Raw genomic sequence first — 25,215 nt, forward strand, 5'->3', positions numbered from 1 at the left:
GGAACGGACAGAGCATGACGCACGTCGACACCGTGGTGGTGGGAGCCGGCATTTCCGGCCTCACCGCAGCACGCATTCTGCACCGTGCGGGTCACCGTGTGGTCGTTCTCGAAGCCCGCGACCGCATCGGCGGACGGGTGCACACCCTGCGGACGGACGGACAGATTCTCGATGTCGGTGCGTCCTGGGTTCATGGAATCGACAACAATCCGCTGGCCGACGCAGTACAGGCTTTCGGCATTCCGACCAGTGAGTTCACGGTGGGGAGTTTTCAGCCGGACGGACGGCCCATTGCGTACTACTCACCGAACGGACGGCGTCTGAGCGAGGACGAGGTTGCGAGCTTCGCGTCGGACGTACACGTCGTCGACGAGCTGTTGGCGGCGACCATAGCGACATCGACCCTGGGCACGTCGTACGGGGATGCCGTGAACAGCACCGTGAAACGGCTCGCATGGGATCCTGATCGAATCGAACGGGTCCGGGAGTTCCTGGGTCACCGGGCCGAGGAACAGCTGGGTGTCGACCAGGGGATGCTCGATGCGCACGGGTTGGACGACGACGCGATCGAGGGTGACGAGGTCGTGTTCCCCGAGGGGTACGATCGGCTCGCGGTCTGTCTGGCCGACGGGCTGGATGTACGACTCGGCCATGAAGTGACACGCATCGCGTGGGGATCGAACAGCTCCTCCGTGGAGACTCTCACCGAGACGTTCTCGGCCGACCACATCGTGGTGACGGTTCCGATCGGCGTCCTGAAGTCACCGACCTTGCTTATCGAACCGCCTCTTCCCCATCCGGTGTCGACTGCGCTGGACGGACTCGAGATGAACGCGTTCGAGAAGGTGTTCCTACAGTTCCCGCATGCATTCTGGGACGAGGACGTCTACGCGATTCGGCAGCAGGGGGAGGCCGGGCGTTGGTGGCACTCGTGGTACGACGTCACCGTGCCGCAGGGGTTGCCCACGCTGCTCACGTTTGCGGCGGGGCCGTGTGCGCAGACGATCCGGCAGTGGTCCGACGCACGTATTGCCGAGTCGGTGCTCGACGCGCTTCGTGGCCTCTACGGCGAACGCGTGATCTCCCCGCAGCGGGTACATGTCACGCGATGGCAGGACGACCCGTTCTCCCGCGGTGCTTACTCGTACCCGGCGGTCGGCTCGCGACCGAGCGACCACGACGATCTGTCGACCCCGGTCGGCGGAGTTCTACACCTGGCCGGCGAGGCAACGTGGACGGACGATCCGTCGACGGTGACCGCGGCATTCCTGTCGGGACACCGAGCTGCGGAGCGAATCCTGGCCCGCACGGTTCCGTTCGACGAGCTCTGGGGCGGCGGCGAACTTCGTCCCAATTAGACGGAGATTCGCGTTTCCTTCCCGAAACCGCGCACCGGGATTACTATGACGACTTCATCCAGGCGGATGACCCGTTACCGATGTGCGCTGCCATTCTTCTGGTCGGTGCCGATGTGGCAGCGGCGCTGTTCGACACGGCAAGGCACAGGGGTGGACCATGGTTTCCGACGTCATCGACTGCAGCACGGTCTTCGCACACGACGTCGAGCAAGTGTGCGGGGTGCTCAGTGCGGTCGAACTGTACCCGCGATATTTCCCCGGTCTCGGGTACTGCCTTCTCAGCGAGTCGGCGAACCGCTACACGTGCGGCGTCGGTGGGGTCGAGCACGCACTCGAAGTCGTGGTGAACAGACGTAACCGGCCGATCATCACCGTCGAGCACGTCGAATCGGGCGGTTTCATCAGATTCACCCTCAGCGCGCGTTCACCGAGCGAGACCAAGATCGATGTGACGATCTTCCGAGCCGGCCTGGCCGGAACCTACTCGCCGCAACCCGAACACAATCGGGCAGTGGTCGACTGGGTCATGGGTGGCCTGAACAGGTTGGCCGAGTCCCTCTCCGGCGCAACGACATCGATCGTGTCCAACGCCGGCGATTCCCGGTCGCTACAGCTTGCGGTCCTCAAAACGATGATCGGTACCGGCGTCGTTCGTGCCGCGCGTCCTGATCGCGCATACCGGCAGCTGAACTCGCTGGCGAAATGGGGCTTCACCCTCGGCGGTGGCTTCGCGGCCGCCGCCGCCAAGTCACCGGACGAAATTGCCGTGATCGACGATCGCGGTACTCGCACGTTCGCAGAGATCCACCTGCGATCGCATCGGATAGCAGCAGGGTTCGCCGCATCCGGAATTCGCCCGGGAAGCACGGTAGGAGTTCTGGCCCGCAATCACACTGCCATGATCGAATGCGTCGTCGCCTGCGGCATGCTCGGTGTCGAGGTCGTACTTCTCAACACCGGCCTCGCGGCCCGCCAGATCGAGACCATCTCGAGTCGTCACCAGCTGCAAGCGCTGTTCGTCGACGACGAATTCGACAAGATGGTTCGCTACCTCCCCAACGACGTCCTCCGCGTCAGCTTGTCGGCTCATACCGTCGTCGCGGGCCGTCGCACTCTGGAGCATTTCGTCGCGGCTCCGTCCGCCACGTTCGACAGACCGCAACGGCCCGGATCCGTTGTCGTGCTGACCTCGGGCACCAGCGGGTCTCCCAAAGGTGCACTTCGCCCGACCCCACGCGGCTTCGGGACCGTCGCGGCCATGTTGTCCCGCATGCCACTTCGTATGAACGAGCGCATGCTGATCGCTGCGCCGATGTTCCACAGTTGGGGGCTGGCGGCGTTGCAGATCAGTACACCGCTGCGGGCAACAGTGGTTCTGCAGGATCGATTCGATCCGGAAGAGTGCTTGCGGACGATCCAGACTCATCGGTGCACGTCGCTGATCGCCGTCCCGATCATGTTGCAGCGCATACTCGATCTACCCGAGTCCGTGCGATCACGCTACGACACGTCCAGCTTGAAAGTCGTCGCGTGCAGCGGTTCGGCGTTGACGGGGTCGACCGTCTCGCGGTTCATGGACGCGTTCGGAGATGTTCTGTACAACTTCTACGGTTCCACCGAGGTCTCGTGGGCGACCATCGCCACACCGCAGGATCTGCGTGCAGCTCCCACTACCGCGGGTCGGCCGCCGCTCGGCACGACCATCGCCGTACTCGACGCCGACGGCGCAGTGGTTCCGACCGGCACTCTGGGCCGGATATTCGTAGGTAACGACATGCTCTTCGACGGCTACACCAACGCCGAGCCTCCGTCGACTGCTTCGGCTCGCGGTGCAGCACTCATGGATACCGGCGACCTCGGGTACATCGATTGCAACGGGCGGCTCTTCGTGTGCGGGCGGGACGACGAGATGATCATCTCCGGCGGCGAGAACGTGTTTCCCGGGCCAGTGGAGGACGCCATCGCCAACCTTCCTCAGGTCGGCGAGGTAGCGGTGGTCGGTGTACCGGACAACGAGTACGGTCAGCGCCTCGCGGCGTTCGTCGTCGGTCGTGGTGCTGCAGGCCTCGACGCAGATATGGTGCGGGCCTACATCCGAAATCGACTGAGCCGGTTCTCGGTGCCGCGAGACATCACGTTCCTCGAAGAACTCCCCCGAACCGCGACCGGCAAAGTGATCAAGAGGATGCTGGTCGAACCTCCCACGGCCGCCGGTATGTAAGCCCGTACGTCGACTTCCTCACCACCCCGCTTCCCGACTCCGCTCCGAGAACTCTCAGTTGTTTGACTGTTCAGAATCTGAGACTATTTGTGAGGAAGCGACACCCGTTCTGCGGGTGAGGGACGGAAGGGACGGAATGGCGATGTCGAGGTCATCGGATGAACCCCGTCAGGCTCGCGCCGCCCAGCCCGGGGATGCGTCGTCGTCCTTCCTGCAGTTGTTTTTCGAGGCAACCCGTGAGAACGACCTCTCCCCCGGGCCGAGTCCGAACCGTGGAATCCACGACGACCGATCGAGCGACTGAAGAATCGCGAAACCGAGTCGACACTCGAAGCGCGCAATAGAGTCGAATGACTGATGACAGCTCACGACGCCGCAGCCGATACTTCGAACCCGACGGGTTCGAGGAGCGTGATGTCCCAGATACGAGTAGTCATCGCCGATGACGACGTGTTGCTGCGAGAAGGCCTGGCCAGTCTGCTCACCCAGGCGGGCCTCGATGTCGTGGGCCGGGCCGGTGACGCCGAGGAGTTACTGGCGTTGCTCGAGAAAGATCCACCGGACCTGGCGATCATCGACATCAGGATGCCGCCGACCTACACCGCCGAGGGGCTCGACGCGGCCGTGAAGATCCGCGACCGTTTCCCCGACGTCTCTCTGCTGCTCCTGTCTGCTCACGTCGAAGTCGATCACGCACTCGAACTGCTCGACAGCGCGAACAACACCGCCAAGGGTATGGGTTACCTGCTCAAGAGCCGTGTGACCGACATCGCCGACTTCGTCTCGACGATAGATCGGATCGCGGCAGGATCGTCGGTCATCGATCCTGCTCTTGTCTACGAACTGGTTGCGGCCAAGCGCCGAGGTGATCCCCTCGGCGCGTTGAGTTCTCGCGAACGGGACGTCTTGACCTTGATGGCCGAAGGGCTCTCCAACGCGGGCATAGGCAGACGCTTGTGGATCACCGAAGGAACCGTCGAGAAGCACGTCCGAAGCATCCTGACCAAGTTGGACCTGTCGGAGACGGCCGACGATCACCGTCGCGTGCGAGCGGTGATCCTGTATCTGGACACCGTCGGGTGACCCGCCGTCAGGTGCCCAGCAGGGCTTCGATCGCGTTCGCCGACAGCTCGAATTTCGACAGGAAACCCTGGGCAGAACTGTTGTTCACCAGGTCTGCAAAGTCCTCCTCGTCGTGTGTCGACACGAGAATGACGGCAGGCGGAGGCGTCAGATCCTGGGCGTCGATCGCTTCGACCACGTCGAACCCACTGTCAGCACCCAAGTCGATATCGACCAGCACGAGATCGGGGTGGGTGGACAGTACTGCATCGATCGCCGAGGCGAGTGAGGTCGCCGTGCCGACCACCGACATCCCTGCCGATTCCAACAGTCGGCGTGCAGCGACACAGAAAGCGTCGCTGTCGTCGACGATCAGGCACTGCAGGCGGGAGGGCATCACTCTGTCGAGAGTGTCAGAGACGGCTCGGGTCGGCATTACCGCTAGCGGTAAATCGAGCAGTCGGATGTGCCGATGACGTCGGACACCGCCCTCCGCGACCGGCTCGTCACTGTGATACTCCGGCCGAGTGCGCCGCCGGTCGCCTGCGGAATCGCAGTGGCCGCAGCCGCCATCGCCGTCGAGATACTCGTTGTGCTGACGCTCAAACGGGTGTCACCCGAGAATGCTTTCGGTGCGATATTCCTGTTTGGAGTGCTGATCGTGTCTGCGGGGTGGGGCTTTCGTCTGTCGATCGCGACATCGGTCGCCAGTGCCGGCGCGTACGCCTACATCCATGTACTCGAAAGCAGTGAGAGCCTCGTCCCTGCACTGATCGTGTTTCTGGCACTGGCGCTTCTGACCAACGTGCTGGTTGGCCAATCACGTTTGCGCGCAACCGAATCCGATCAACGTCGACGAGAAGCAGACATGTTGGCGGCGTTCGCCAAGACCATCTTGCGCTCGGACCACACCCCGACAATGCTCGATGTTGCCAGCACCCGGCTGGCTGCGGTCCTCGACCTGCCCTTCGCGGTGTTGAAGCAAGGGAATGCCGACGCGTCCGTGGGGCAGGAGAAAATCCTGCTTCGGGACGGGGAGGTCGTCACCGCGTCGCTGCTGGTTCCCGCCGATCTCGATAGCGTCGATGCCCGCCGTATCCGCCGTGTCGTGCCTTCGTTGGAGGCTCTTCTTGCCGCCGCCCGCGACCGTCAGGACATGCACCTGCGTACCGTCGCGCTGGCACGCCAGCAAGCGTCACTGCGGAAGGTCGCAACATTGGTGGCGCTGCGGGCCGATCCGGATGACGTGTACCTCGCAGTCGCACACGAACTCACCGTCGGGTTGGACAACGAACATGTTTCGGTGATCCGCTACAGCGACGGGTATTACACGATTCTGGCGATCCGCGACGACTCCGCCGGTGAGCGCGTGCAAGCCGGTGATCGACTGCCGATCGGTGGGCAGAACGTGGCCACGATCGTCGCCGACACCGGCCGCGCCGCTGCCGTCGACTTCACCGAAGCGACCGGCGGTATCGCTGAGCGACTGGAGGGCAGGGGTATTCGCTGGGTCGAAGGTGTACCGATCACTGTCGACGGCAATACCTGGGGTGCCGTCATCATCGGCACGACAGCTACGCAGTATGCGGCCGGCGGTGAGACCCGAGATCGACTGGCCGACTTCGCCGACCTCGTTGCCACTGCGGTCTACAACCACGACACACGAGTTCAGCTGACGCGGTCCCGGTCCCGCGTGGTCGCCGCAGCCGACCAAGCCCGCCGAGGTATTGAGCGTGACCTGCACGACGGTGCCCAACAGCGAATCGTCTCTCTCGGAATGGAATTGCGCGGCGCCCAAGCCGCTGCCCCGGAGAATCTGACCGAGCTCCGCGCGATGTTGGACCGCAGCTTCGAGACGCTGTCGCAGGTGCACACCGACCTCCGCGAACTCAGTCGCGGCATCCATCCCGCAATCCTCTCGCGCGGAGGACTCGCACCGGCACTCAAGACGTTGGCCAGACGCAGTCCGATTCCCGTTGCCCTCACCGCCGACATTTCCTCCCGGATGGACGAATCGGTGGAAGTGGCTGCGTACTACGTGGTCGCCGAGGCGCTGACGAACACGGCCAAATATGCCGAGGCCACCGAAGTCGAGATCACCGCGCACCTGACCGAGGACAGCTTGGAACTGACTGTGACCGACAACGGCCGCGGAGGTGCCGATCCGAGCACAGGGTCGGGTTTGATCGGTTTGCAGGATCGGGTGGCGGCAGTCGGCGGCGAACTGACCATCGTCAGTCCACCCGGGGGTGGCACGACACTGTCGGTCCACATCGGGCTGTCTACCGGCTAGCAGGTAGCGGCGCCACCGGAATCTCCTCCCCCGCGTTGGATGGCAGCGGCGACGCGTTCGACCCGGGAACGGACGAATGTTGTCGGTACCCAATCGAACCGAACCAGGGAGCAGGCCATGCCGTACATCACCACCACCGACGGAACCGAGATCTACTACACCGAGCAGGGCACCGGAAAGCCAGTTCTGCTCAGTCACGGCTGGCCGCTGTCCTCGGACGCGTGGCAGCTCGAACTGAAGCTTCTCGCAGACGCCGGCTACCGCGCCATCGCACACGATCGCCGCGGCCACGGCCGGTCCTCGCAGACTGCCGTCGGCCACGACATGGACACCTACGCCAAGGATCTGGCCGAACTAGTCGAGGCCCTCGACTTGCAGGAACTCACCCTCATCGGACACTCGACCGGTGGCGGCGAGGTCGTGCGGTACGCCGCGCAGCACGGTGGCAGCCGCGTCGCTCGGGTGATCACTGCCGGTGCCGTTCCCCCGGTCATGCTGAAGTCCGAGGCCAACCCCGAGGGCACGCCGATCGAAGCACTCGACGACATCCGCAACGGCGTTCTCTACGATCGATCGCAGTTCTACAAGGACTTGTCCGAGCCGTTCTTCGGTGCCAACCGTGAGGGCTCCGCCATCTCCCAGGGCGCCAAGGACGACTTCTGGCGACAGGGGATGCTGGTCAATCTGACTGCTGCATACGACTGCGTGAAGGCGTTTTCCGAGACCGACTTCACCGAGGATCTCAAAGCGCTGACCGTCCCGATCTTCATCGCCCACGGTGACGACGACCAGATCGTGCCGATCGCCGCGGCGGCACTGAAAACCGCAGAACTCGTCCAGCACGGCACTCTCAAGGTCTACCCCGGTGCACCGCACGGAATCTACGGCGACTACCAGAAGGCCTTGGACGCAGACATTCTCGCCTTCATCGCCCAGTAGCAGCCCCGCTTTCGCCCTCCGGAACAAAGGTGACAACACGATGATCAGACCGTACGCAGTCGTCGGAGCAACCGGAGGGCAGGGCGGCGCGGTGGTGGATGCCCTGCTGGCGCAGGGGCTACCGGTGCGCGCAGTGGTGCGGCGTCATTCGGCCCGCGCGGATCGGCTACGTGAGCGAGGTGCCGAGATCGTCGTCGCGGACATCACCGATCGGGAATCGTCCGCGGCTGCATTGAGAGACAGTGCCGGTGCGTTCGTGATGACGACGCCGTTCGAGGACGGTCCCGCGGCCGAATTGGCTCAGGGCGCAGCCCTCGTCGATGCGGCGATCGCCGCGGAGGTTCCGCACGTGGTGTTCTCCTCGGTTGCGAGCGCTGACCGCCGCACCGGCATACCGCATTTCGAGACGAAGGCCGAAACCGAGGCACTGCTGCGTCGAGCTGGGCTGTCGTACACGATCGTCGGCCCCACCTACTTCTACGACAACCTTCTCGGCGGACTCGACGACGTCAGGGCCGGCCGCCTCGATCTGCCCTTGCCGCTCCACACGCCACTGCAGCAGCTGTCGCGGCGGGATCTGGGGCGGTTCGTCACCCTCGTGTTGACCGAACCCGCGCACTTTCACGAGATGCGAATCGATCTCGCGTCGGACGATCCGAGCTTGGAGGCCATGGCGAACACTCTCGGCGACGTTCTCGGAACCTCGGTGCAGCCGTATTCGAGCCGGGCACGGGACATAGGTTCCGAGGACATGAGAGCGATGTTCCAATTCTTGACCGACGTCGGATACGACGCGGACATCCACGGCTTGCGCACCCGATATCCCGAGGTCGAATGGCAGACATTCGCGCAATGGGCGGCGGGACTGGCGTGAGCACCACCGACACCACGCCGGCAGCACCGTCCGCGTGGTCACCGCTCCGGAATACCGTCTACCGCAGCCTCTTCATCGCACAGCTGGTCTCGAACATCGGCGGCTGGATGCAGACCGTCGGTGCGCAGTGGTTCCTGGTCGAACGTGAGGCGTCGACCACCATCATCGCCGCCGTGCAGACAGCAAGTCTGTTACCCACCCTGTTGCTGGCCCTGCTGGCAGGCGCGCTCGCCGACGCGCTCGATCGCCGCGTTCTGCTCATCGCGGTCGGTGCCGGTTCGATGCTGACCGGAATTGTGTTGACCGCACTGGCATGGACCGACACCTTGTCTCCGTGGGGATTGCTCGCCTGCACATTCGTATTGGGTTGCTGGACATCACTGTCCGCTCCCGCCTGGCAGGCCATTCAGCCCGAGCTGGTGAGCCGTGAAGAAATCCCGGCCGCCTCGGCGCTGGGCAGCGTGACCGTCAACGGGGCGCGGGCCGTCGGACCGGCGCTTGCCGGTGTACTGGTGGCATTGGCCGGGCCGACCTTCGTGTTCGCCATCAACGCCGCCTCCTTTCTCGCAACGTTGAGCGTGCTGATCGCATGGAAGCGCCCGAAACATCCACAAACGGATCGAGAAGGCCTTGCCGAGTCGATCCTGTCCGGGGTCCGCTACATCCGATCCGGCCCGATCGTTCGACGAATCATTCTGCGCTCGGCGTTGTTCGCCTTCCCCGCCTCTGCATTGTGGGCGCTACTGCCATCGGCTTCGTCGTCGGTACTGAAACTGGGCTCGGTGGGATACGGCGTGTTGTTGGGCGTACTCGGGGTCGGAGCCGTGATCGGGGTTGCCGCGACGCCGACGCTCCGAAAGCGTTGCAGCGCAAACACCTTGCTCGTCGGCTCTGCTGTCGGGTACGGCGTGGGAATGGCCGCGCTCGCGTGGCTTCCGCTGTGGGCGGTGGTCCCGGCGCTGTTGTTGTCCGGCATTGCCTGGATCACGACGTTGACCGCACTGAACGCGTCCATCCAGCTTTCGCTCGCCACCTGGGTTCGAGCGCGCGGGATGTCGGTCTACCTTCTGGTCTTCATGGGTTCTCAGGCCATCGGCTCGCTCGTGTGGGGATGGTTGGCGTCGAAGATCGGCATCGTCGACGCACTCGCGGTCGCGGTAGCCGCCTTGGCATTCGTCGCTGCGAGTGTCGCAGTCCTCCCCCTGCGACCCGAGACCGGCGTGCTCGACCGTGCGGTGTCCATGGCGTGGCCGACCCCGACCGTGATGTTCGAACCCGATCCGGACGACGGGCCGGTGCGGATCACCGTTACGTACCGAGTGGTCGACGACGCTCTGGAGCAATTTCTGACGTCGATGGCTCCGGTCGGGATCGCGCGGAAGCGAACGGGGGCGTACGCCTGGAACCTGTACCGGAGTCTGGACGTCGAGGACACCGTGGTCGAGCAGTTCACTGTGCCGTCGTGGAGCCAGTATCGACGTCAGCGAGAAGAAAGGTGGACCGGCTCCGACCACGACGTGGTGCAGAAAGCCCTGACCCACACCGTCGACGGCACTACCCGAACCGAAACCCACGACATCGCGCTGTCTGCGCGAACGAACCCGAACGGACAATGATGGACAACGCACTCTCGGGCGTGGGGAACGTCTTCTACTTCGCAGACGACCTCGCCGCCGCCGTCGACTGGTACCGAACGCTCCTGGGCACCGACCCCGTCGACGTACACGAGCAACTCGCCGCGTTCGACGTCTCCGGAACCCGGCTCACCGTCCACGTCACCGATTCGTACAACCGCCCCGCGGGGACCGCAGGGTCGGTCTCGTACTGGAACGTCGACGACGTGGACGCAGTGGTCGCCGGCTGCGTCGATCGCGGAGGCGTCGTGCATCGAGGTCCGAAATCGGTGTTCACCGGTGAACGTCTGTGCCAGGTTCTCGATCCGTTCGGCAACCTGATCGGCTTCAGACAGTTCGCCACCGGTAGGAAGCGCGCCTGACGACACAGGCTCGCGCATAGAGCCGGCGAATTGGGTACACCCGCTCCATGCCCGAACTACCCGAAGTCGAAAACGCTCGACAGGTCGTCGAGAAAGCCCTCGGACGCGTCATCGTCGATATCGATGACACCGACTCGTTCGAGTGCCGTCCACACATGCCGGGCGATATCGCCCACGCCCTGAAGGGCGGCAAGCTCACCGAGGCATGTCGACGTGGCAAGGCGATGTGGTGCGAAACCGTCACCGCCGACGGGTCCGGTGGTCCGACGCTGGGAATCCATCTCGGAATGGGCGGCCGCGTCATCGTCACCGCTCCCGACGGCGATCGCACGTCGCAGTACGGTGGCGGCGATCCGCACGTGGGCGAGCGCGACACCGACAAGCCCGAGTGGACGCGCTTTGCCATGACGTTCGAAGACGGGGGTCAGCTCCGGCTCTTCGACAAGCGCCGGCTCGGCCGAGTGCGCCTCGAACCCGATATCGATGCGTTGGGGCCCGATGCTGCGGAGATCACGCGCGACGACTTCCGGCACCGAATCGGTTCCAGCGGAGCACCTCTGAAAGCACGTTTGCTGGACCAAGCAGCAATTGCAGGCGTCGGCAATCTGTTGGCCGACGAGGTGCTGTGGCAGAGCAAGCAATCTCCGTCCAGACGGGCAAAGACTCTCACCACCGAGGAACTCGACGAGCTCCGCGTTGTTCTGCGTCGCGCCATCAGGTCGGCGATCAAGAAGGGTGGCGTGCACACAGGTGAGATCATCCCGTTCCGCAAGGCGGACGCGACGTGCCCACGCTGCGGTGCTCCGATGACTCGCGGAACGGTGGGCGGCCGCACCACGTGGTGGTGTTCGCGCGAGCAATCCTGATCGGTTCCACACCGCTGCGTGCTGCTCGATAGCGCTGTAGGACAGCAATTTTCGGAATTGTCAAGCACTGTTGAATGCGGCGAAATCCCGTTCGGGCACGTACCGTGTGGGCAGCTTCGGGTCTACCGAAGCGTTCACTCGGCTGGAGGTTGCATGCTTTCGACGACCGATACGGGCCTCGCTCCGCAGGTCACCTACCTGCCCCGTCGGCACTGTTTCGCTGTCTGGCAACCTGATTCCACAAGGACGACTACCACAGCGACGACGCCGATCGACCTTGCGCTACCCGATATGGGCGGCACCGTGACCGTACGGACCGTCGAAGCGCAGCTCGTCGAGCCGCGTCGCGTCGACCTCGAAGCGGCACTGGCAACGTCGGCAGGCCTCCCGGAAAGCGCGTCGGCCCGGGGGTGGCTGGCGGTTCTGCACCATCTGGAGCACCGGCCCCACTGCGCCGAGATTCCTACATCGCTGCTGGAATCACTCCCCCCGGCGGCGTACGCGGTACCCAACACGGGTGGGTCCAGCGTGTCGACCGCGCACGGTGCCGTCGACGCCCTACGCACCAGCCTGCACATGCAGGCCAATCTGGGCGACAGTGCGTCCACCTTCACCCCGCGGCCGTATCAGGTGCACGGTGCGTCCTGGATTCCGACCGTCGGAGAAGCCGGGGGTGGAGGAATTCTGGCCGACGAGATGGGGTTGGGCAAGACTCTGCAAGCCATCTCGCACATGATTGTGGGAGCCTCGCGGGGTGAAGGCAATTTTCTGGTGGTGTGCCCGACATCCCTGATCAGCAATTGGCGACGCGAGATCGAGAAGTTCTCCGCCGGCGACCTGACGGTCAATGTCTACCGGGGACCGAACCGCTCGCTCGGTGGATGTGGCGAGGTCGGCTGCGTGACCGTGACCGGATATCCGACATTGCGCTCCGACACCGACCGTCTGGCCGAGATCAGTTGGAACACGGTCTTCTTCGACGAAGCGCACGTCATGAAGAACTCGCGCACGCAGGTTTCCCGTGCCGCGCGACGACTGAGCTCGACAACTCGCATCGCACTGACCGGCACCCCGGTCGAGAACCGCATGGACGAACTGTGGGCCCTGATTGACCTCACCAACCCGGGTCTGCTCGGGACCAGAGCACGCTTCACTCGGCGATTTTCCGCACCCATCGAGAACGCAGGTTCGGCGGCTGCGCTTGCGCACTTGTCCCATTCCATAGCTCCGGTCGTCCTCCGACGGACGAAAGACGAAGTGGCGACCGACCTTCCACCCAAACAGCAGATAGACGTACTGTGCCCGATCACGAACGAGCAAGCGATGCTGTACAACTCGACGGTCGAGGCTGCATTCGACACCGGTTTCGGTTCTACACAACGCCGAGGGACTGCGGTGCTCGCTTTGCTGACCTCTCTGAAACTGATCTGCAACCACCCGGGTCTCGTGAACGGCAACATGTCTTCGTCGCCCGACCGTTCCGGGAAACTGGACAGGCTCACCGACATCATCGAGGAGCTCGCCGAATCGTCGCAGACCGCATTGGTTTTCACCCAGTACCGCAAGACCGGCGAGTTTCTCGCCGACCATCTCGCGCGTGTCACTGGAGCCGCCATACCCTTCTTCCACGGCGGACTCGACGTGGACCAGCGCGAGAAGATGGTGGACGAGTTTCAGGGCGGTAGCTGTCCCGTGATGGTGCTGAGCCTCAAAGCAGCCGGCTATGGGTTGAACCTCACCCGTGCGAGCACCGTCATCCATTACGACCGGTGGTGGAATCCGGCGGTGGAATCGCAGGCAACCGACCGGGTACATCGAATCGGACAGACCTCACCTGTGACAGTCATGGCGCTCACCACCGAAGGAACATTGGAGGAGTACATTGCGTCGCTGCACGCCCGGAAGAAAGCAATTGCAGGGTTGACCGAGGGGAACAACGAGACAGCGCTTGCCGCACTGGATGATTCGACACTCAGACAGACGTTGTCGCTGTCGGTGGCACGGTGATGGCATCCACTCCCCAGCCCCCGCCCTTCGGTGCGACTCCATGGGGCAAGGAATGGTTGCGTCGAGTCGAGCCGATCACCGCTACCCGACCCAATCCCATGCTTCCTCGAGCGCGGAGCCTGGCTCGTAGCGAGTCGGCCATCGTGGATACCAACACGATCGGTTCTATTCGCTGCGTGGTCTCAGCAGGAAAGAAAATGGAGACCGCGACATTCACGGTGCCGCGCTATTCGGCGGCTCACAAAAGGGCGGCTCTGCGCATCGTCGCCAGTCATCCGACTCACGGCAGAGGGAGCGGGGATCTGCCCGACGCGCTTCACGCGGAGCTGGTATCGGGGGGTCTGGCACCGGTTCCCATGGACGTCGACACGGCATGCACCTGTTCCAGCAGAACTGATCCTTGCGTTCACGTCACCGCAGCAACGTACGCGATCAGTCTGATCGTGGACCAGTCACCCACGACGGCGTTGGCTATACGTGGCCTGGACCTCGCCGAAGCCGCTGCGTCGAAGGACTTTCCAGCTCGATGGATGCACATCGAGAGCGTCGACGCAGCGGCGTTCTACGGCTGAACGTATGCCCGAAAGATCAGGACGTTGCCTCGACAGCGAGGCGTGCAAGTGTGTCGTTCAGCTGATCCTCGGTGACCAGGGGAAACCCGATCTGCTGGAGAAGCTTCTTGTCCGTGACCTTCGACCAGTCGTAGGTGTGCCGCACCAATGTCTCGTTGGGTCCCTGAGACTCCAGTTCCCACAACCATTCCCATCCGGGAGGCTCGTTGCCGGCCGGCGCGGTCTTCCATGCCAGTAGCTTGTCTTTGGCGTACCCGGTGACGACATTGTCGGTCTGGTATTCCCCACCCATGTGATCGCCCTGCATGTTCATCGTGAACTTCTCGCCGACCTTCTGAATTCGGTCTGCGTGGTCAACGCCGCGTACGAATCCCGAGCCGTCGAGTGCCTGATGCCGCTCGGGGTTGGACAGGACGTCGAAAATTGCGTCCACGGGCGCTTCGATGGTGCGTTCCACTGTCAGCTTTGCGTTCTCTGTCATATCTGCACGATGCCCAATACGCCGGATCCTCAATCATGGATACAGCCGAAAACAGGTGGACCGCGAAGGCTGCCTGGTGAGATGCTCGGCCGACACCGGGATTGCGGCACCCAGCGCAGCGGGACGGAGGCATGACGAGAATGTCCACCGATCTTGCTTCTTCCACTGCCACCTGGGTTCTCGAACACCTCGAACCCGGCGAACGTGTGACGGCCGTGGACTCGATGACCGGAGGCATCACGGCCGAGGTGCGTCGGCTCACTGTGGCAGATGATCAGCACGCCGTTCGCGTGCTCGTGTTGAAGAGCTACACGGCACCGTCAGCGCAGGAGCACGCTGAGGAATGGCTCAGACGCGAGGCTGAGGCTCTGACGTTGCTCGAGTCCGACAGCATCCCCACGCCTCTGTTGGCTGCAGCCGACTTTGCCGCGACGCAGTGCGCGCATCCATCGCTTCTCATGACCCTCCTGCCCGGGCAACCGCTGTACGACGACGGCACCCAGACCCGTATCCGATGCTTGGCGCAGCTTCTTGTGGCAATTCACTCGATCCCCGTGAAAGCCGGGCTTCGCAGATACTCGACAGGGTCTACTGCAGAGAGCGCCGTCGTTCCACCGACCGCCGACACCGATATTTGGTCGGCCGCGACCAGAGTCATCGGCCGCCCACCGTCGCGCTCCCAGGCCCGGTTGCTGCACAGCGACTTTCAGCCCGGCAACGTTCTGTTCGACACAGGACCTACCGGGCCAGCCGTCTCCGGCGTGCTCGACTGGGCCGGGATTTGTAGCGGACCTGCGGATCTGGACGTCGCGCATTGCTGCACGAATCTCGCACTTCTGCACGGGCCGTTGTGGGGTTTGCGATTCGCTGCTGAATACACCGAGGCCGGAGGCGTCCTCGCCGCCGAATGGTCCGACCGTCGATATTGGCGAGTGCGAAGTGCACTTGCGTGCTCCGAAGAGCTGCATCAGTGGGTAGTGCCGTGGCGCGCAGCAGGCCGGACAGACCTCACTGGACCAGTCATCGAGGATCGCTTGAACACTTACCTGGCGCTGACGATGAACGTAGATATGTGAAGCCGTTCAACCCGGGGTCCAGTCAAGCAGCGGAGTCATTCATGAGATGTGTGAGTGGTCGCTTCCGGTGCAGAAGGCGTCCACGGCTTCAGCGGCTGCACGACATCCCGGTAGAACGCGTCGAGACCGTCGGTCACGCTACCGATGAAGCTGGCCGCCGACCCCGAGCGCTTGCTGCCCATCTTCGTCGGGGACGTCAGCGTGAAATACTGCAGCTCGCTGGTCCGGCCTGATGTGAGTGATTTCGTGTCTGCTCGTACAGTTGCCAGGTTCTCGCACGATACTTCGCTCGCGTCTGCGAACACGGCTTCGACCAGGATGTCTGCGGGAGCGTTCTTCAGTTGTCTCAGTAGCCATGATGCTCGTCTGAGCGCGGTCCCGTCGGTCGGCGCGTCGATAGCGGTACTGCACTGAATCTTGTTCGTACGCATATCGGCTTCGACGGTGACGTCTCCGGCAGCGTCGGGGATGCGCAGAGTGGCAGAGAGGCATCCGGAGGCCACGAGCTGGTCGACGATGTACTCGTTGCGTGCCTGAGGATCTCCGTTGAACTTCCTCGGAAGGTGATGCTTGACGGTGACGCCGAGATCGGCCGTCATCCTCAACGCCAGGTGCCTCGACAGCGACGCCCACGTGTTCGCAACCGACAGAGCTTTGACATCACTGGAGCGAAGGGTTCCCGCGGTGACGGAATCCCGGACCGCTACCCAGTGGCGACCCATGTCGACGAACTCTGTCGCACCGGATTTCGGGTGCGTCAGGTAGCGCACGAGCTCACTGAGGATCCACACCTGTAACGAGTCGGCGAGGTCCCCGTGCGACAGCAACATTCGGGCTTCGTGAATTACCTCGGACCATGAGATGTGTCGCAGTGAAACCTTGTTGAGCTTGGTCTTGTTGACCTGCACCGGAAGCTCGCCTGCAGAGGCCGGGATGTCGTTGGACAGGCTGAGAACCGTTTCGTATCTGTGCCGTTTGGCGACATCGAGGTAGTTCTCGAGCTGCTCCTTCTGCAGCTTGCCTGTGCCTGTCTTCACTTCGAGCAATGCCGTCCATACCTGCCCCGCACGCGACACCCGGAAAACCCCGTCCGGAATGACCTTGCCTTCGCCTTTCACGAATTGCACCTCGAGGTAACCCTCGAATGGACCTGACGGTGCGCCAGCGTGCGCGCAGATCGCTCGGGCGAAGGGACGAACCGCTTGCATCGTTGCGATCAGCGCCGACGTGGCCCTCTTCTCCTGCTCTTCACCGAGCCCGACGCCGGAAATGGAGAACAGCCGAGCCGTCTGCCAGCCCTCTCCCCCAGCAAGCGTGAATTGCGGCGGACTGGCCTTCTTCACGGACGGCTTCTTCGTTCGCACGCCGCGCTTGGTGGGTTCGACGTCGACAAGCGACACATCGACGAGCTCACCGTTCTGGTCCGTAGCCTGTACGTGCGAATCCGCGACCTCGACGACGACCACATCGTCGGCACCGCCTTCCGGTTCGCCGTCGTCGACGTCCACGCCGAAATCCGTTGCGAGCCCTGCAAGCCCGGATTCCCAACCCTGCCCGACCGCGCGCAGTTTCCAGACACCGGCCCTTCGATACACCTCCCCGAACACCAGCGCACGCTCGGCGGTGGCGTCGGCGGTGAGGAACTCCCCCAGCACCGATCCGGTTTGATCCCGTACTTGGAGCGACAACTTTCCGAAGTCGCCCAACGGAGCATTGTCCGAGCTACCCGCTATGACTACTTTCTCGATATCTGCTGGGAGAGAGTCGAGATGGATCGACAGCCGTTCCTGTTTGCCTTCATCGGTGCTACTGCTGCCGAGATAACGCACTGATGCGTCGGCAGACTCCGATTGGTTGTAGAACACGAAGTCCGAGTCCGACCGAACGTGTCCGGTCGATGTCACCAACAGCGCGGATGCATCGAGGTCGCGCTCCGGGTCGACCCACGACACGATGACATCCAGCTGTGTCGCGTCGTCCGGTAAGGAAATATTCTGGCCCTTGACGAGAATGGGTGAACTCACGCTGACACGCTCCTGTCGGCAAACGGACTTGCGTTGCTCACCCTATTCACAACGCACCGGTGTCAGTCGCCCTCGCTCGACATTCATTCGTTCGACCTACGGCTGGGCCGATTCGGTCCGTGAGATCAGCGATCCATACACCTTGCTGTGGTCTGACTGCCTGTCCCTCGAATGGACTCAGCTTTTCCGACCGCACGGTCTCCATTATCGTTCGCACCATGTCTCTGGCCTCGAACAGACTTCGTTCACGTCTACTCGTCGGTGCAGTGGTTATGCTTGCCGCTCTCACGTCTGCACCTGCTCACGCCGGAACACCCGAGCCGGGCCCGCCGCCCATGACCTGTGCAGGCTGGTCGGTCGATACCGTGACGAGCGGACTCGACGAACCGGAGAATCTCGAACCCGACGGAGCCGGCGGGTTCTACATATCCGGAGCCTCCAGCATCGTGCACGTGGATGCAGGCGGCCATGTCGATCCAGTACTCGACAACCTCGCTGCTCCGCGAGGGATGCAGTTGCACGACGGCATCCTCTACTTTGTTGCCGGTCCAGGTCTTTCGCAATTCGACACCCGTACCGGCAAGGTCAGCGCGGTGACCGACATGGCGGCTCACGGACTTCTCCGGCTGCCGAACGGAGACTTCCTCACCACCGACGTGGGCACGGACATCGGCTCGCCTTCCCGAGGTCTGACCCGTTACGACCCGACCGCCGACGACGTCGAACAGAACTGGTCGCCCGTTCCTCGATCAGAAGGGTTGGCGCTCAGCCCGGACCACAGCCGGGTGTACACCGACGATCTGTTCACGGGCCAGGTCATCGAAGTACCCCTCGAAGCACCCGACGACTGGTCTGTGGTGGCTACAGTGCCGGGATTCTTTCCGGGCCTCGACGACCTGACCATGTCCGACGCCGGCACGCTGTATGTCGCCGCACACGTAGAAGGTTCCGTGCACAGCATCGACCCCAGAACAGGGACAACATGCGTCATTGCAGCAGGCATCTCGCCAGGATGGACGGGACCGAGTTCGGTACGCATCGGACCGTCAGCCAACGGATGGTCACTGTATGCAACCGTGTTCGACGGCACACTCCGACGCCTCACTCCCCCGCCCGGCGTGGATCTTGCACCGGTGAGATCCTGACCCGGTAGCCCTGCACAACCTGAATGCCGGTGCGATTCTGGACATCGACTCAGCCTGGACAGCCACGTGTTCGTCTCGGCTATCTGTCGTTGCCGAAGAACCACCAGGTGAGAACTATTGCTATGACCGCCGGGACGGCAAACATGACGGCGTTGAGCCAATGCGGGTTGCCAGTGTCGAGATCTGCCAGTGCCATGAGTATTCGCCCATCCGTCCGTCCTGTTGGACAAAACCGACTTCGATGGCTGAGCCTATACACAATGCAGCGAGATCACTCCTCCTCGCTCGATATCTATCCGTTCGACCTAATTCCCTCTCAGAAGAACGTGCGCTTCTGAGCTGGGACCATCAGTCGGTCGAATCAGAGTATGCGACTCAGAAATTGTTGTGTACGAGCATTTTTGGGTTTGTCGAAGAACTCACCAGGAGGTGCCTCTTCGACGATCTTTCCGTCGCTCATGAAGACAACCCTGTCTGCGGCCGCTTTCGCGAAGCCCATTTCGTGGCTGACCACCACCATCGTCATTCCCTCGTCGCGCAGTCGGAGCATGACGTCGAGAACCTCGTTGACCATCTCGGGATCGAGTGCCGACGTGGGCTCGTCGAACAGCATCACTTCGGGCTTCATCGCCAGTGCACGGGCGATCGCAACGCGCTGTTGCTGGCCACCGGACAGTTGTGACGGGTAGTTCTCCCCTTTGTCCGCCAGGCCGACGACATCGAGTAGCTCCTGAGCTTGCCTGCGCGCCTTGTCCTTCTGAGTGCCCAGGACATGGCGTGGACCCGATGCAACGTTGTCGAGCGCGGTCATCATGGGGAACAGATTGAAGCTTTGAAACACCATTCCGGTGTGATGCCGCTGCTTTGCGATCTGCGCCTCCGACAGCGGCATTCGCTTGGCCCCCTCCGAGAAGCCCATCATCTCGCCACAGACTCGGACGGTCCCGGATTCGATCGTCTCGAGACAGTTGAGCGTGCGCAGCAAGGTGCTCTTCCCACTTCCTGACGGCCCGAGAAGCAGAACCACTTCCCCTTTGTCCACCGTGAAATCGATGTCGTCGAGGACGACGAGATCGTTGTAGGCCTTTGTCATATTCCTGACCTCGACCATCATCGTCGCCTTCGTGGCCTTCGTGGTCGCAGACGTCGCACTCGTCATCGGTTCACAGCCTCGGCTTTCATTGCGCTGTCGTCGAGTTTCGGACTCGACGGTCCGCCCTTACGGCGGTAATTGCGGTCGTATCCACGCCCTACTCGTACTTCGATCATTTTCTGAATCAACCCCCACAGAGTCGTCAGCACCAAGAAGTACAACGCCGCCGCGCAGAGCCCCTCCAGCACACGGAAATTCACCTGCACCAAGAACTGGGTCCGTCGCAGCAATTCCTGTACGGAGATGACCGACACCAGAGTTGTGGTCTTGAGCAATCCGTTGAAGCTGTTGCCGAGAGGAGGAATCATCACCCGCAGAGCCTGCGGAAGAACCACCACGCGGAAGACCTTCGTGGGTGACATGCCGAGTGCTCGTGCCGCTTCGGTCTGTCCGGTTGGGACCGAGAGCAATCCGGAACGGACTATTTCCGAAAGGTATGCAGCTTCGTTGAGGACGAGACCCACGAGTGCCGCCTCGATCACGCCCAGCTTGATGCCGACCTGAGGCAGCCCGGTGTAGATGATCACCAGCTGCACCAGTAGTGGGGTGCCGCGCATCAGCCACACGTAGAACCCGGCGACTATCCGCAGGGGTACGAGCTTGGATGATCGAGCGGAGGCCACCACCACTGCGAGAGCGAGTCCGAGGATCATGCTGACTACGGTGAGCCAGATCGTGACCCACGCGCCTTCGAGCAGCTGGGCGCTCGTCAGGATGGAAAAGAATGCGTCCCAGGACCACATGTGGGTGCCTTTCGACTTGCGTTGGTCGGATCAGCTGTCGAGAGGACCGGTGCTCACGGCAATATCGCCGTCGTATCCGGTGACGTCGTACTGCTCGAACAGATCGGGAAGATATCCATCGCTCCTCATCTCCGACAGCACACGCGCCACCTCAGCGGAGGATTTGCTGCCCTTGGCGAATCCCATTGCCAGGGGTGCCTCGTTGATTCCACCGACGGCTGTCTCGAAGCGTCCGTCTTCCTGGTAGAACGACGTGACCGACTCCACGATGGAGGTGCCGTCGAGCTGGCCCGCCGAAAGTGCCTGATAGGCATCGGCATTGGTCTTGAACGTCTGCACCGTCAACGCGGGCTTACCCTCGGTCGCGAACTGCTCGGCCAACGCGGTCAACGTGTCGAATTCGTATCCGGGCGCTTCGACGCCGATGGTCTTGCCCGCCAGATCGTCCACACTGGAGATCGATTCGGGATTGCCCGACGGCACCGAGATCGATACTGCCTGCACCTCGTACGGAACAAGATCGATGGTTTCGGCGCGTGCGGGCGTGTAGAACATGCCGGTGTCGATCATGTCCCATCGACCGGCCTGCACACCGGGAATCTGCGCCTCGAACTCGATGTTGACGAACTTCGGCGTCAGGCACAGGCGCTTGGCGATCTCCTTGCCGAGGTCGACGCGCATGCCGATCACGTCCCCGTTCGGATCGACGTACTGCATGGGCGGAAGCGTTGCATTGGTGGCCATCGTCAGAGTGCCTTCTTCGGCGAGGTCCGAAGCACCGAGCGTGGGTGTGCAGTCCGTCGGCGCGGTTGCGGAATCGTCCGAGGAACTGCAGGCAGTGAGGCCGGCCACCACGACAGCGATAGCGGCGAGTCCTGTTAACTTGCGCATTGATCGAGCCTTTCGATATCGACTGCAGCACTACACGTTCGAGGACGGGGCGGCAGCGACAATGACGGAGTGATTCGAGCAGAGTCGATCCTTTGGGATCGATTGCATCAAGCGTCGCAGACGAATTCGGAGGCGTCAACGTGGTTAACATTGCCGACACGCGGTACATCAACTGTTAACCGTTCACATGTGATCGCGGTCCCGATTCCTGCAATCCGAAAACTCCGATCACAATGCGGCACACGACGCTCGCTCCACCAGACGAGCACCGATTCGATATGTACGCCCATCGGGTTCGAGCGAATCCTTGATCTGCTGAAACAACAGGTCCATGGCCACGTTGGCCAATTGGGCCGCGCCGTTGTCGACCACTGTGATTGCCGGCTGCCACATCGCGAGCCACGGCATGTCCTCGTGGCAGATCAGCGACAACTCGTCCGGCACCGACACACCCCTGCCGACGAGCGTGGGCAGGATGCCGAAGACAGCCTCGTGGTTGGCCGCATACAGAGCAGTCATTGCCTGGGGCGCATCCAGTAGTGAGTTGATCGCGTCGGCACCGAATTCGGTGGTGAACGGGCCTTTCCGGACGATCGTCTCGTCGACCGGGATACCTGCGTCCGCCAGCGCCAGTCGATAGCCCTCGAAGCGCTCACGGCCGGACGTCGCATCCTCGTTTCCACCGATATAGCCGATACGACTGTGCCCGAGCTCGATCAGATGCGCTGTCGCGTCGCGAGCACCCGTGACGTCGTCTGCCAGCACCGTCGAAGCCGAGCTCCCCTTGACCGAACGGATCAGGTTGACCACCGCACGGCCCTGCTCCAGGAGCGCATTCGACGCCGCCGCACTTCGACCGCTGCCGATCACGATGGTTCCGTCGACGCCATGCTCGCCCAGCATGGCGAGTACGTCGTCCTCGCGCGCCGGATCGGCATCGGTGATGCAGAGCAGGACCTGAAATCCGCTGGCTGCCGCTCTCTTCTGAACAACCTCGGCGACCGTGTGAAAGGTCGCATTGAGCAGGTTGTTCATGACCAGACCGACCAAGTGCGACCTGTTGGAGCGCAGCGCACTCGCAGCCCTGTTCGGCCGATATCCGAGAGCCCGGGCCGCATCCTCCACCGCTGCCCGCGTCTCCGCTGAGATCAGCGACGATCCACTCAATGCGCGTGATGCCGTGCTGCGCGAGACCCCAGCAGCGCTCGCAACGTCGATCAAGGTGACCGCCATCGGTTCTCCTTCTCTTGCTTCACGCCTCGGACAGACATATTCGACCGTGGTCGCGTTACAAGTACGTTTCCGGCTTGACGACTCGACCACCCCGAAGGCAGTCTATGCAATCGATCCCACAAATGCGGGTACGACGCGTCGTCGATAGTCCCGAGCCCGAAAGGCACTCCCATGAATCGCGATGATGTCGCGTGGTCCGGTTACTGGCCCGCTGCTCCTACACCGTTCACGCAGTCGGGTGACGTCGACACCGAGGCGATTTTCGATTTGATGAATCTTTACGCGCAGACGGGTGTTCACGGTGTACTCGTGAACGGCAGCACGGGCGAATGGTTCAGCCAGAACGACAACGAACGAAAGACCGTCGCGGAAGCATCGATCGATGCAGTTGCAGGCCGCTTCCCTGTCGTGATCGGTGTCAGCGCGTACACAGCTGCGCAGTCCTCCGCGCTCGCGAAGCATGCGGCTTCCGTCGGCGCGGACGGCATACTGGCGACGCCTCCGCCGTATGTACACACCTCGGCAGAAGAGACTTATAACTACTACCGAAGCGTCAGCACCGCAACATCATTGCCGTTCATGGCCTACAACTGGCCCCGTGGTGTTGCGGTCGACATGGGCACCACACCCGACCTGTTCTCTCGACTGGCCGACCTGGAGAACGTCGTCGCGATCAAAGACAGCACCGGTAATTGGCTCGCCATGCTCGACACCGTCGAGGCCGTGTCCGACCGCGTTCGTGTATTCGGGAGTTTCCTGCATCGACGCGGCCTTGCCACGCTGCTCGAACTGGGCGGGGACGGCAACATCGACGGCGGTGGGGTGGGCGCGCCCTTCGCGGCGCCGTTCTACGAGGCCGTCGCTGCACGTGACGCCGACACCGCACGCATGTGGGTCGATCGCTATCGCGCGTTCTCGGGCCGGCTCATCGCCTCGGACTACAGCGGCGTGTACGCCTCCCCCATTCCCCAGCTGAAGGCCGTGATGAACCTTCTCGGCCAACCGGGAGGCACCGTGCGCGAACCATTACTGCCGGTCACCGACGCCGACACGCTTGCCGCGCTGCGATCGGTCATCGTCGAATCGGGTATCGACGATGCCTACGCGACCGTAGGAGCTGTTCATGCGGTCTGAGGTCGACTTCGTTGTCATCGGAGCCGGAATCGTCGGTGCAGCAACGGCTCTCACCCTCACCCGCGCGGGATCCCGCGTTGCTGTGCTCGATCGCACCCTACCCAACACCGCCGGCTCCGGTACGACCGCGGGCAACCTGCACATCCAGACCATTCACACGCGCAGGCCCGGGCAGGGCACAGCCGTCGACGTCGAACAACTGCTTCCACTGCAGAAGTCGACGAGCACGCTGTGGAACACACTCGACGAGACGGTGCCCGGTCTCGGGCTGAACCGGTGTGGCGGGTTCATGGTGGCCGAAACCGAGGAGCAGGTCCACGCCCTCCTCACGAAGCACCGATGGGAACGAGATGCGGGGATCCCGACCGAGGTAATGACCGGCGATGAAGCTCGTCAGGCGCTACCGCTGCTCGGCCCGAGCATTCAGGCCGCAACCTGGTGTCCGTGGGACGGATTCGCGGAACCCGACCTCGCAGGTCCTGCCCTGTTGCGGCAGGCCGCGGCCGAAGGAGCGTCGGTTCATCCGTCGACACCGGTTACCGGATTGATCCACGACGGTGACGGTTGGACCGTCGGCACCGACGGTGGAACGTGGATTGCACCCGCGGTGATAGACGTTGCAGGTCCGTGGATGGCCCCGATCGCGGCTATGGCAGGGGTATCGCTCGATCTCGTCCCGACCTCGTTGCAGATGCACTCGCTCGATGCCGCCCCTCGGACACTCGACGTGCTGGTTCAGCACGTCGGAGAGGGAATGTCAATCAAGCAGAATCGATCGGGACGCCTCGTCCTCGGCGGCGGCTGGCCTGCAGGTGCGTTCCACGACAGCGAGCCGGCGCCGAGCAGATCCGACAGCACCACAGGAAACCTGGAGCAGGTTCGACGGCTTCTGCCTGCGCTGAGCCACAATGCGCTCCTCGATACCTGGACCGGGCCTGTGGTCACCACGCCCGACGAAATGCCGGTCATCGGCGAACTGGTCGGAGCCCCGGGACTCTTCGTGGCAGGCGGCACCTACTCCTTCACTTTCGCACCGCTGTGGGGGCACATCCTTACCGAGCAGGTGCACGGTAGAAAACCAGAACTCGACGTAACAGCGTTCTCTCCGAACCGTCTCGTCCGACTCCAAGCTCACTGAAAGAAGGCT

22 protein-coding genes are annotated in these 25,215 nt (G+C 62.8%); 15 read left to right on the top strand and 7 right to left on the bottom strand.

Going from position 1 to position 25,215, the window contains the following annotated elements; all coding sequences use genetic code 11:
- Positions 1-14: 14 nt before the first annotated feature.
- The 3 genes from CH285_RS15210 to CH285_RS15220 all read left to right on the top strand — a co-directional run bounded on the left by CH285_RS15210 (position 15) and on the right by CH285_RS15220 (position 4,662).
- Complete coding sequence (locus tag CH285_RS15210) at positions 15-1,358, top strand: flavin monoamine oxidase family protein (protein WP_094643230.1); 1,344 nt, start codon at positions 15-17, stop codon at positions 1,356-1,358.
- A 157-nt stretch (positions 1,359-1,515) separates the two neighbouring features.
- Positions 1,516-3,579: an AMP-binding protein gene (locus tag CH285_RS15215; RefSeq protein WP_094643231.1), complete on the top strand. Its 2,064-nt coding sequence runs from the start codon at positions 1,516-1,518 to the stop codon at positions 3,577-3,579.
- Positions 3,580-3,993: 414 nt separating this feature from the next.
- Positions 3,994-4,662 (top strand): response regulator, encoded by a 669-nt coding sequence (locus CH285_RS15220; RefSeq protein WP_032366150.1) that lies wholly within the window; start codon positions 3,994-3,996, stop codon positions 4,660-4,662.
- 7 nt (positions 4,663-4,669) lie between these two features.
- On the opposite strand, the gene CH285_RS15225 is transcribed toward CH285_RS15220, so the two are convergent.
- Entirely contained in the window at positions 4,670-5,038 is a 369-nt protein-coding gene (locus CH285_RS15225; RefSeq protein WP_255032337.1) for a response regulator, read from the bottom strand.
- A 75-nt stretch (positions 5,039-5,113) separates the two neighbouring features.
- Between CH285_RS15225 and CH285_RS15230 the strand changes: the two genes are divergently transcribed.
- The 8 genes from CH285_RS15230 (at position 5,114) to CH285_RS15265 (ending at position 14,188) form a co-directional block, all read left to right on the top strand.
- A complete protein-coding gene (locus tag CH285_RS15230) occupies positions 5,114-6,934 on the top strand; it encodes a sensor histidine kinase (RefSeq protein ID WP_094643233.1) in 1,821 nt (606 codons plus the stop codon).
- Between the two features lie 117 nt (positions 6,935-7,051).
- The gene (locus tag CH285_RS15235) at positions 7,052-7,873 is read left to right on the top strand and encodes an alpha/beta fold hydrolase (protein WP_032366147.1); all 822 of its coding nucleotides are present in this window, start codon (positions 7,052-7,054) and stop codon (positions 7,871-7,873) included.
- A gap of 40 nt (positions 7,874-7,913) precedes the next feature.
- Positions 7,914-8,747 carry an NmrA family NAD(P)-binding protein gene (locus tag CH285_RS15240; protein ID WP_094643234.1) on the top strand — a complete coding sequence of 278 codons (834 nt, stop codon included), beginning with the start codon at positions 7,914-7,916 and terminating at the stop codon, positions 8,745-8,747.
- Positions 8,708-10,363, top strand: a complete 1,656-nt coding sequence (locus CH285_RS15245) for an MFS transporter (protein ID WP_094643235.1) — start codon at positions 8,708-8,710, stop codon at positions 10,361-10,363. The genes CH285_RS15240 and CH285_RS15245 overlap by 40 nt, the downstream gene beginning before the upstream one ends.
- Positions 10,360-10,743, top strand: coding sequence for a VOC family protein (locus CH285_RS15250; RefSeq protein ID WP_080729248.1), 384 nt, complete (start codon positions 10,360-10,362; stop codon positions 10,741-10,743). The genes CH285_RS15245 and CH285_RS15250 overlap by 4 nt, the downstream gene beginning before the upstream one ends.
- 47 nt (positions 10,744-10,790) lie before the next feature.
- Positions 10,791-11,609, top strand: a complete 819-nt coding sequence (locus CH285_RS15255) for an Fpg/Nei family DNA glycosylase (RefSeq protein WP_032384307.1) — start codon at positions 10,791-10,793, stop codon at positions 11,607-11,609.
- A 153-nt stretch (positions 11,610-11,762) separates the two neighbouring features.
- Positions 11,763-13,616, top strand: coding sequence for a DEAD/DEAH box helicase (locus tag CH285_RS15260; protein ID WP_094643236.1), 1,854 nt, complete (start codon positions 11,763-11,765; stop codon positions 13,614-13,616).
- 197 nt (positions 13,617-13,813) lie between these two features.
- Positions 13,814-14,188, top strand: coding sequence for a hypothetical protein (locus CH285_RS15265; RefSeq protein ID WP_141215015.1), 375 nt, complete (start codon positions 13,814-13,816; stop codon positions 14,186-14,188).
- Between the two features lie 16 nt (positions 14,189-14,204).
- Here the strand turns inward: CH285_RS15265 and CH285_RS15270 are convergent, their stop codons facing one another.
- On the bottom strand, positions 14,205-14,669 hold the full coding sequence (locus tag CH285_RS15270; protein ID WP_027497200.1) for an SRPBCC family protein: 465 nt from the start codon (positions 14,667-14,669) through the stop codon (positions 14,205-14,207).
- Between the two features lie 131 nt (positions 14,670-14,800).
- Here CH285_RS15270 and CH285_RS15275 point away from each other — a divergent pair, with 131 nt between their 5' ends.
- Positions 14,801-15,745: a phosphotransferase family protein gene (locus CH285_RS15275; protein ID WP_217900680.1), complete on the top strand. Its 945-nt coding sequence runs from the start codon at positions 14,801-14,803 to the stop codon at positions 15,743-15,745.
- Positions 15,746-15,780: 35 nt separating this feature from the next.
- Here CH285_RS15275 and CH285_RS15280 read toward each other — a convergent pair whose 3' ends face one another.
- Entirely contained in the window at positions 15,781-17,769 is a 1,989-nt protein-coding gene (locus tag CH285_RS15280; RefSeq protein ID WP_094643238.1) for a TerD family protein, read from the bottom strand.
- Between the two features lie 272 nt (positions 17,770-18,041).
- Here CH285_RS15280 and CH285_RS15285 point away from each other — a divergent pair, with 272 nt between their 5' ends.
- Positions 18,042-18,914, top strand: a complete 873-nt coding sequence (locus tag CH285_RS15285) for an SMP-30/gluconolactonase/LRE family protein (protein ID WP_255032333.1) — start codon at positions 18,042-18,044, stop codon at positions 18,912-18,914.
- A gap of 361 nt (positions 18,915-19,275) precedes the next feature.
- Here CH285_RS15285 and CH285_RS15290 read toward each other — a convergent pair whose 3' ends face one another.
- The 4 genes from CH285_RS15290 to CH285_RS15305 form a co-directional block, all read right to left on the bottom strand.
- Entirely contained in the window at positions 19,276-20,025 is a 750-nt protein-coding gene (locus CH285_RS15290; RefSeq protein WP_032384335.1) for an amino acid ABC transporter ATP-binding protein, read from the bottom strand.
- 44 nt (positions 20,026-20,069) lie between these two features.
- Positions 20,070-20,810 (bottom strand): amino acid ABC transporter permease, encoded by a 741-nt coding sequence (locus tag CH285_RS15295; protein WP_032366140.1) that lies wholly within the window; start codon positions 20,808-20,810, stop codon positions 20,070-20,072.
- A 30-nt stretch (positions 20,811-20,840) separates the two neighbouring features.
- Positions 20,841-21,701: an ABC transporter substrate-binding protein gene (locus CH285_RS15300; RefSeq protein ID WP_032388343.1), complete on the bottom strand. Its 861-nt coding sequence runs from the start codon at positions 21,699-21,701 to the stop codon at positions 20,841-20,843.
- A gap of 228 nt (positions 21,702-21,929) precedes the next feature.
- Positions 21,930-22,934: a LacI family DNA-binding transcriptional regulator gene (locus CH285_RS15305; protein ID WP_032388342.1), complete on the bottom strand. Its 1,005-nt coding sequence runs from the start codon at positions 22,932-22,934 to the stop codon at positions 21,930-21,932.
- A gap of 171 nt (positions 22,935-23,105) precedes the next feature.
- On the opposite strand from CH285_RS15305, the gene CH285_RS15310 reads away from it, so the two are divergent.
- A complete protein-coding gene (locus tag CH285_RS15310; protein ID WP_032388341.1) occupies positions 23,106-24,068 on the top strand; it encodes a dihydrodipicolinate synthase family protein in 963 nt (320 codons plus the stop codon).
- On the top strand, positions 24,058-25,206 hold the full coding sequence (locus CH285_RS15315) for an NAD(P)/FAD-dependent oxidoreductase (RefSeq protein ID WP_094643240.1): 1,149 nt from the start codon (positions 24,058-24,060) through the stop codon (positions 25,204-25,206). Before CH285_RS15310 ends, CH285_RS15315 begins: the two co-directional genes overlap by 11 nt.
- Positions 25,207-25,215 lie beyond the last annotated feature (9 nt).

It is taken from the genome of Rhodococcus sp. 05-2256-B1 (assembly GCF_002258465.1).
GTDB classification, from domain to species: domain Bacteria; phylum Actinomycetota; class Actinomycetes; order Mycobacteriales; family Mycobacteriaceae; genus Rhodococcoides; species Rhodococcoides fascians.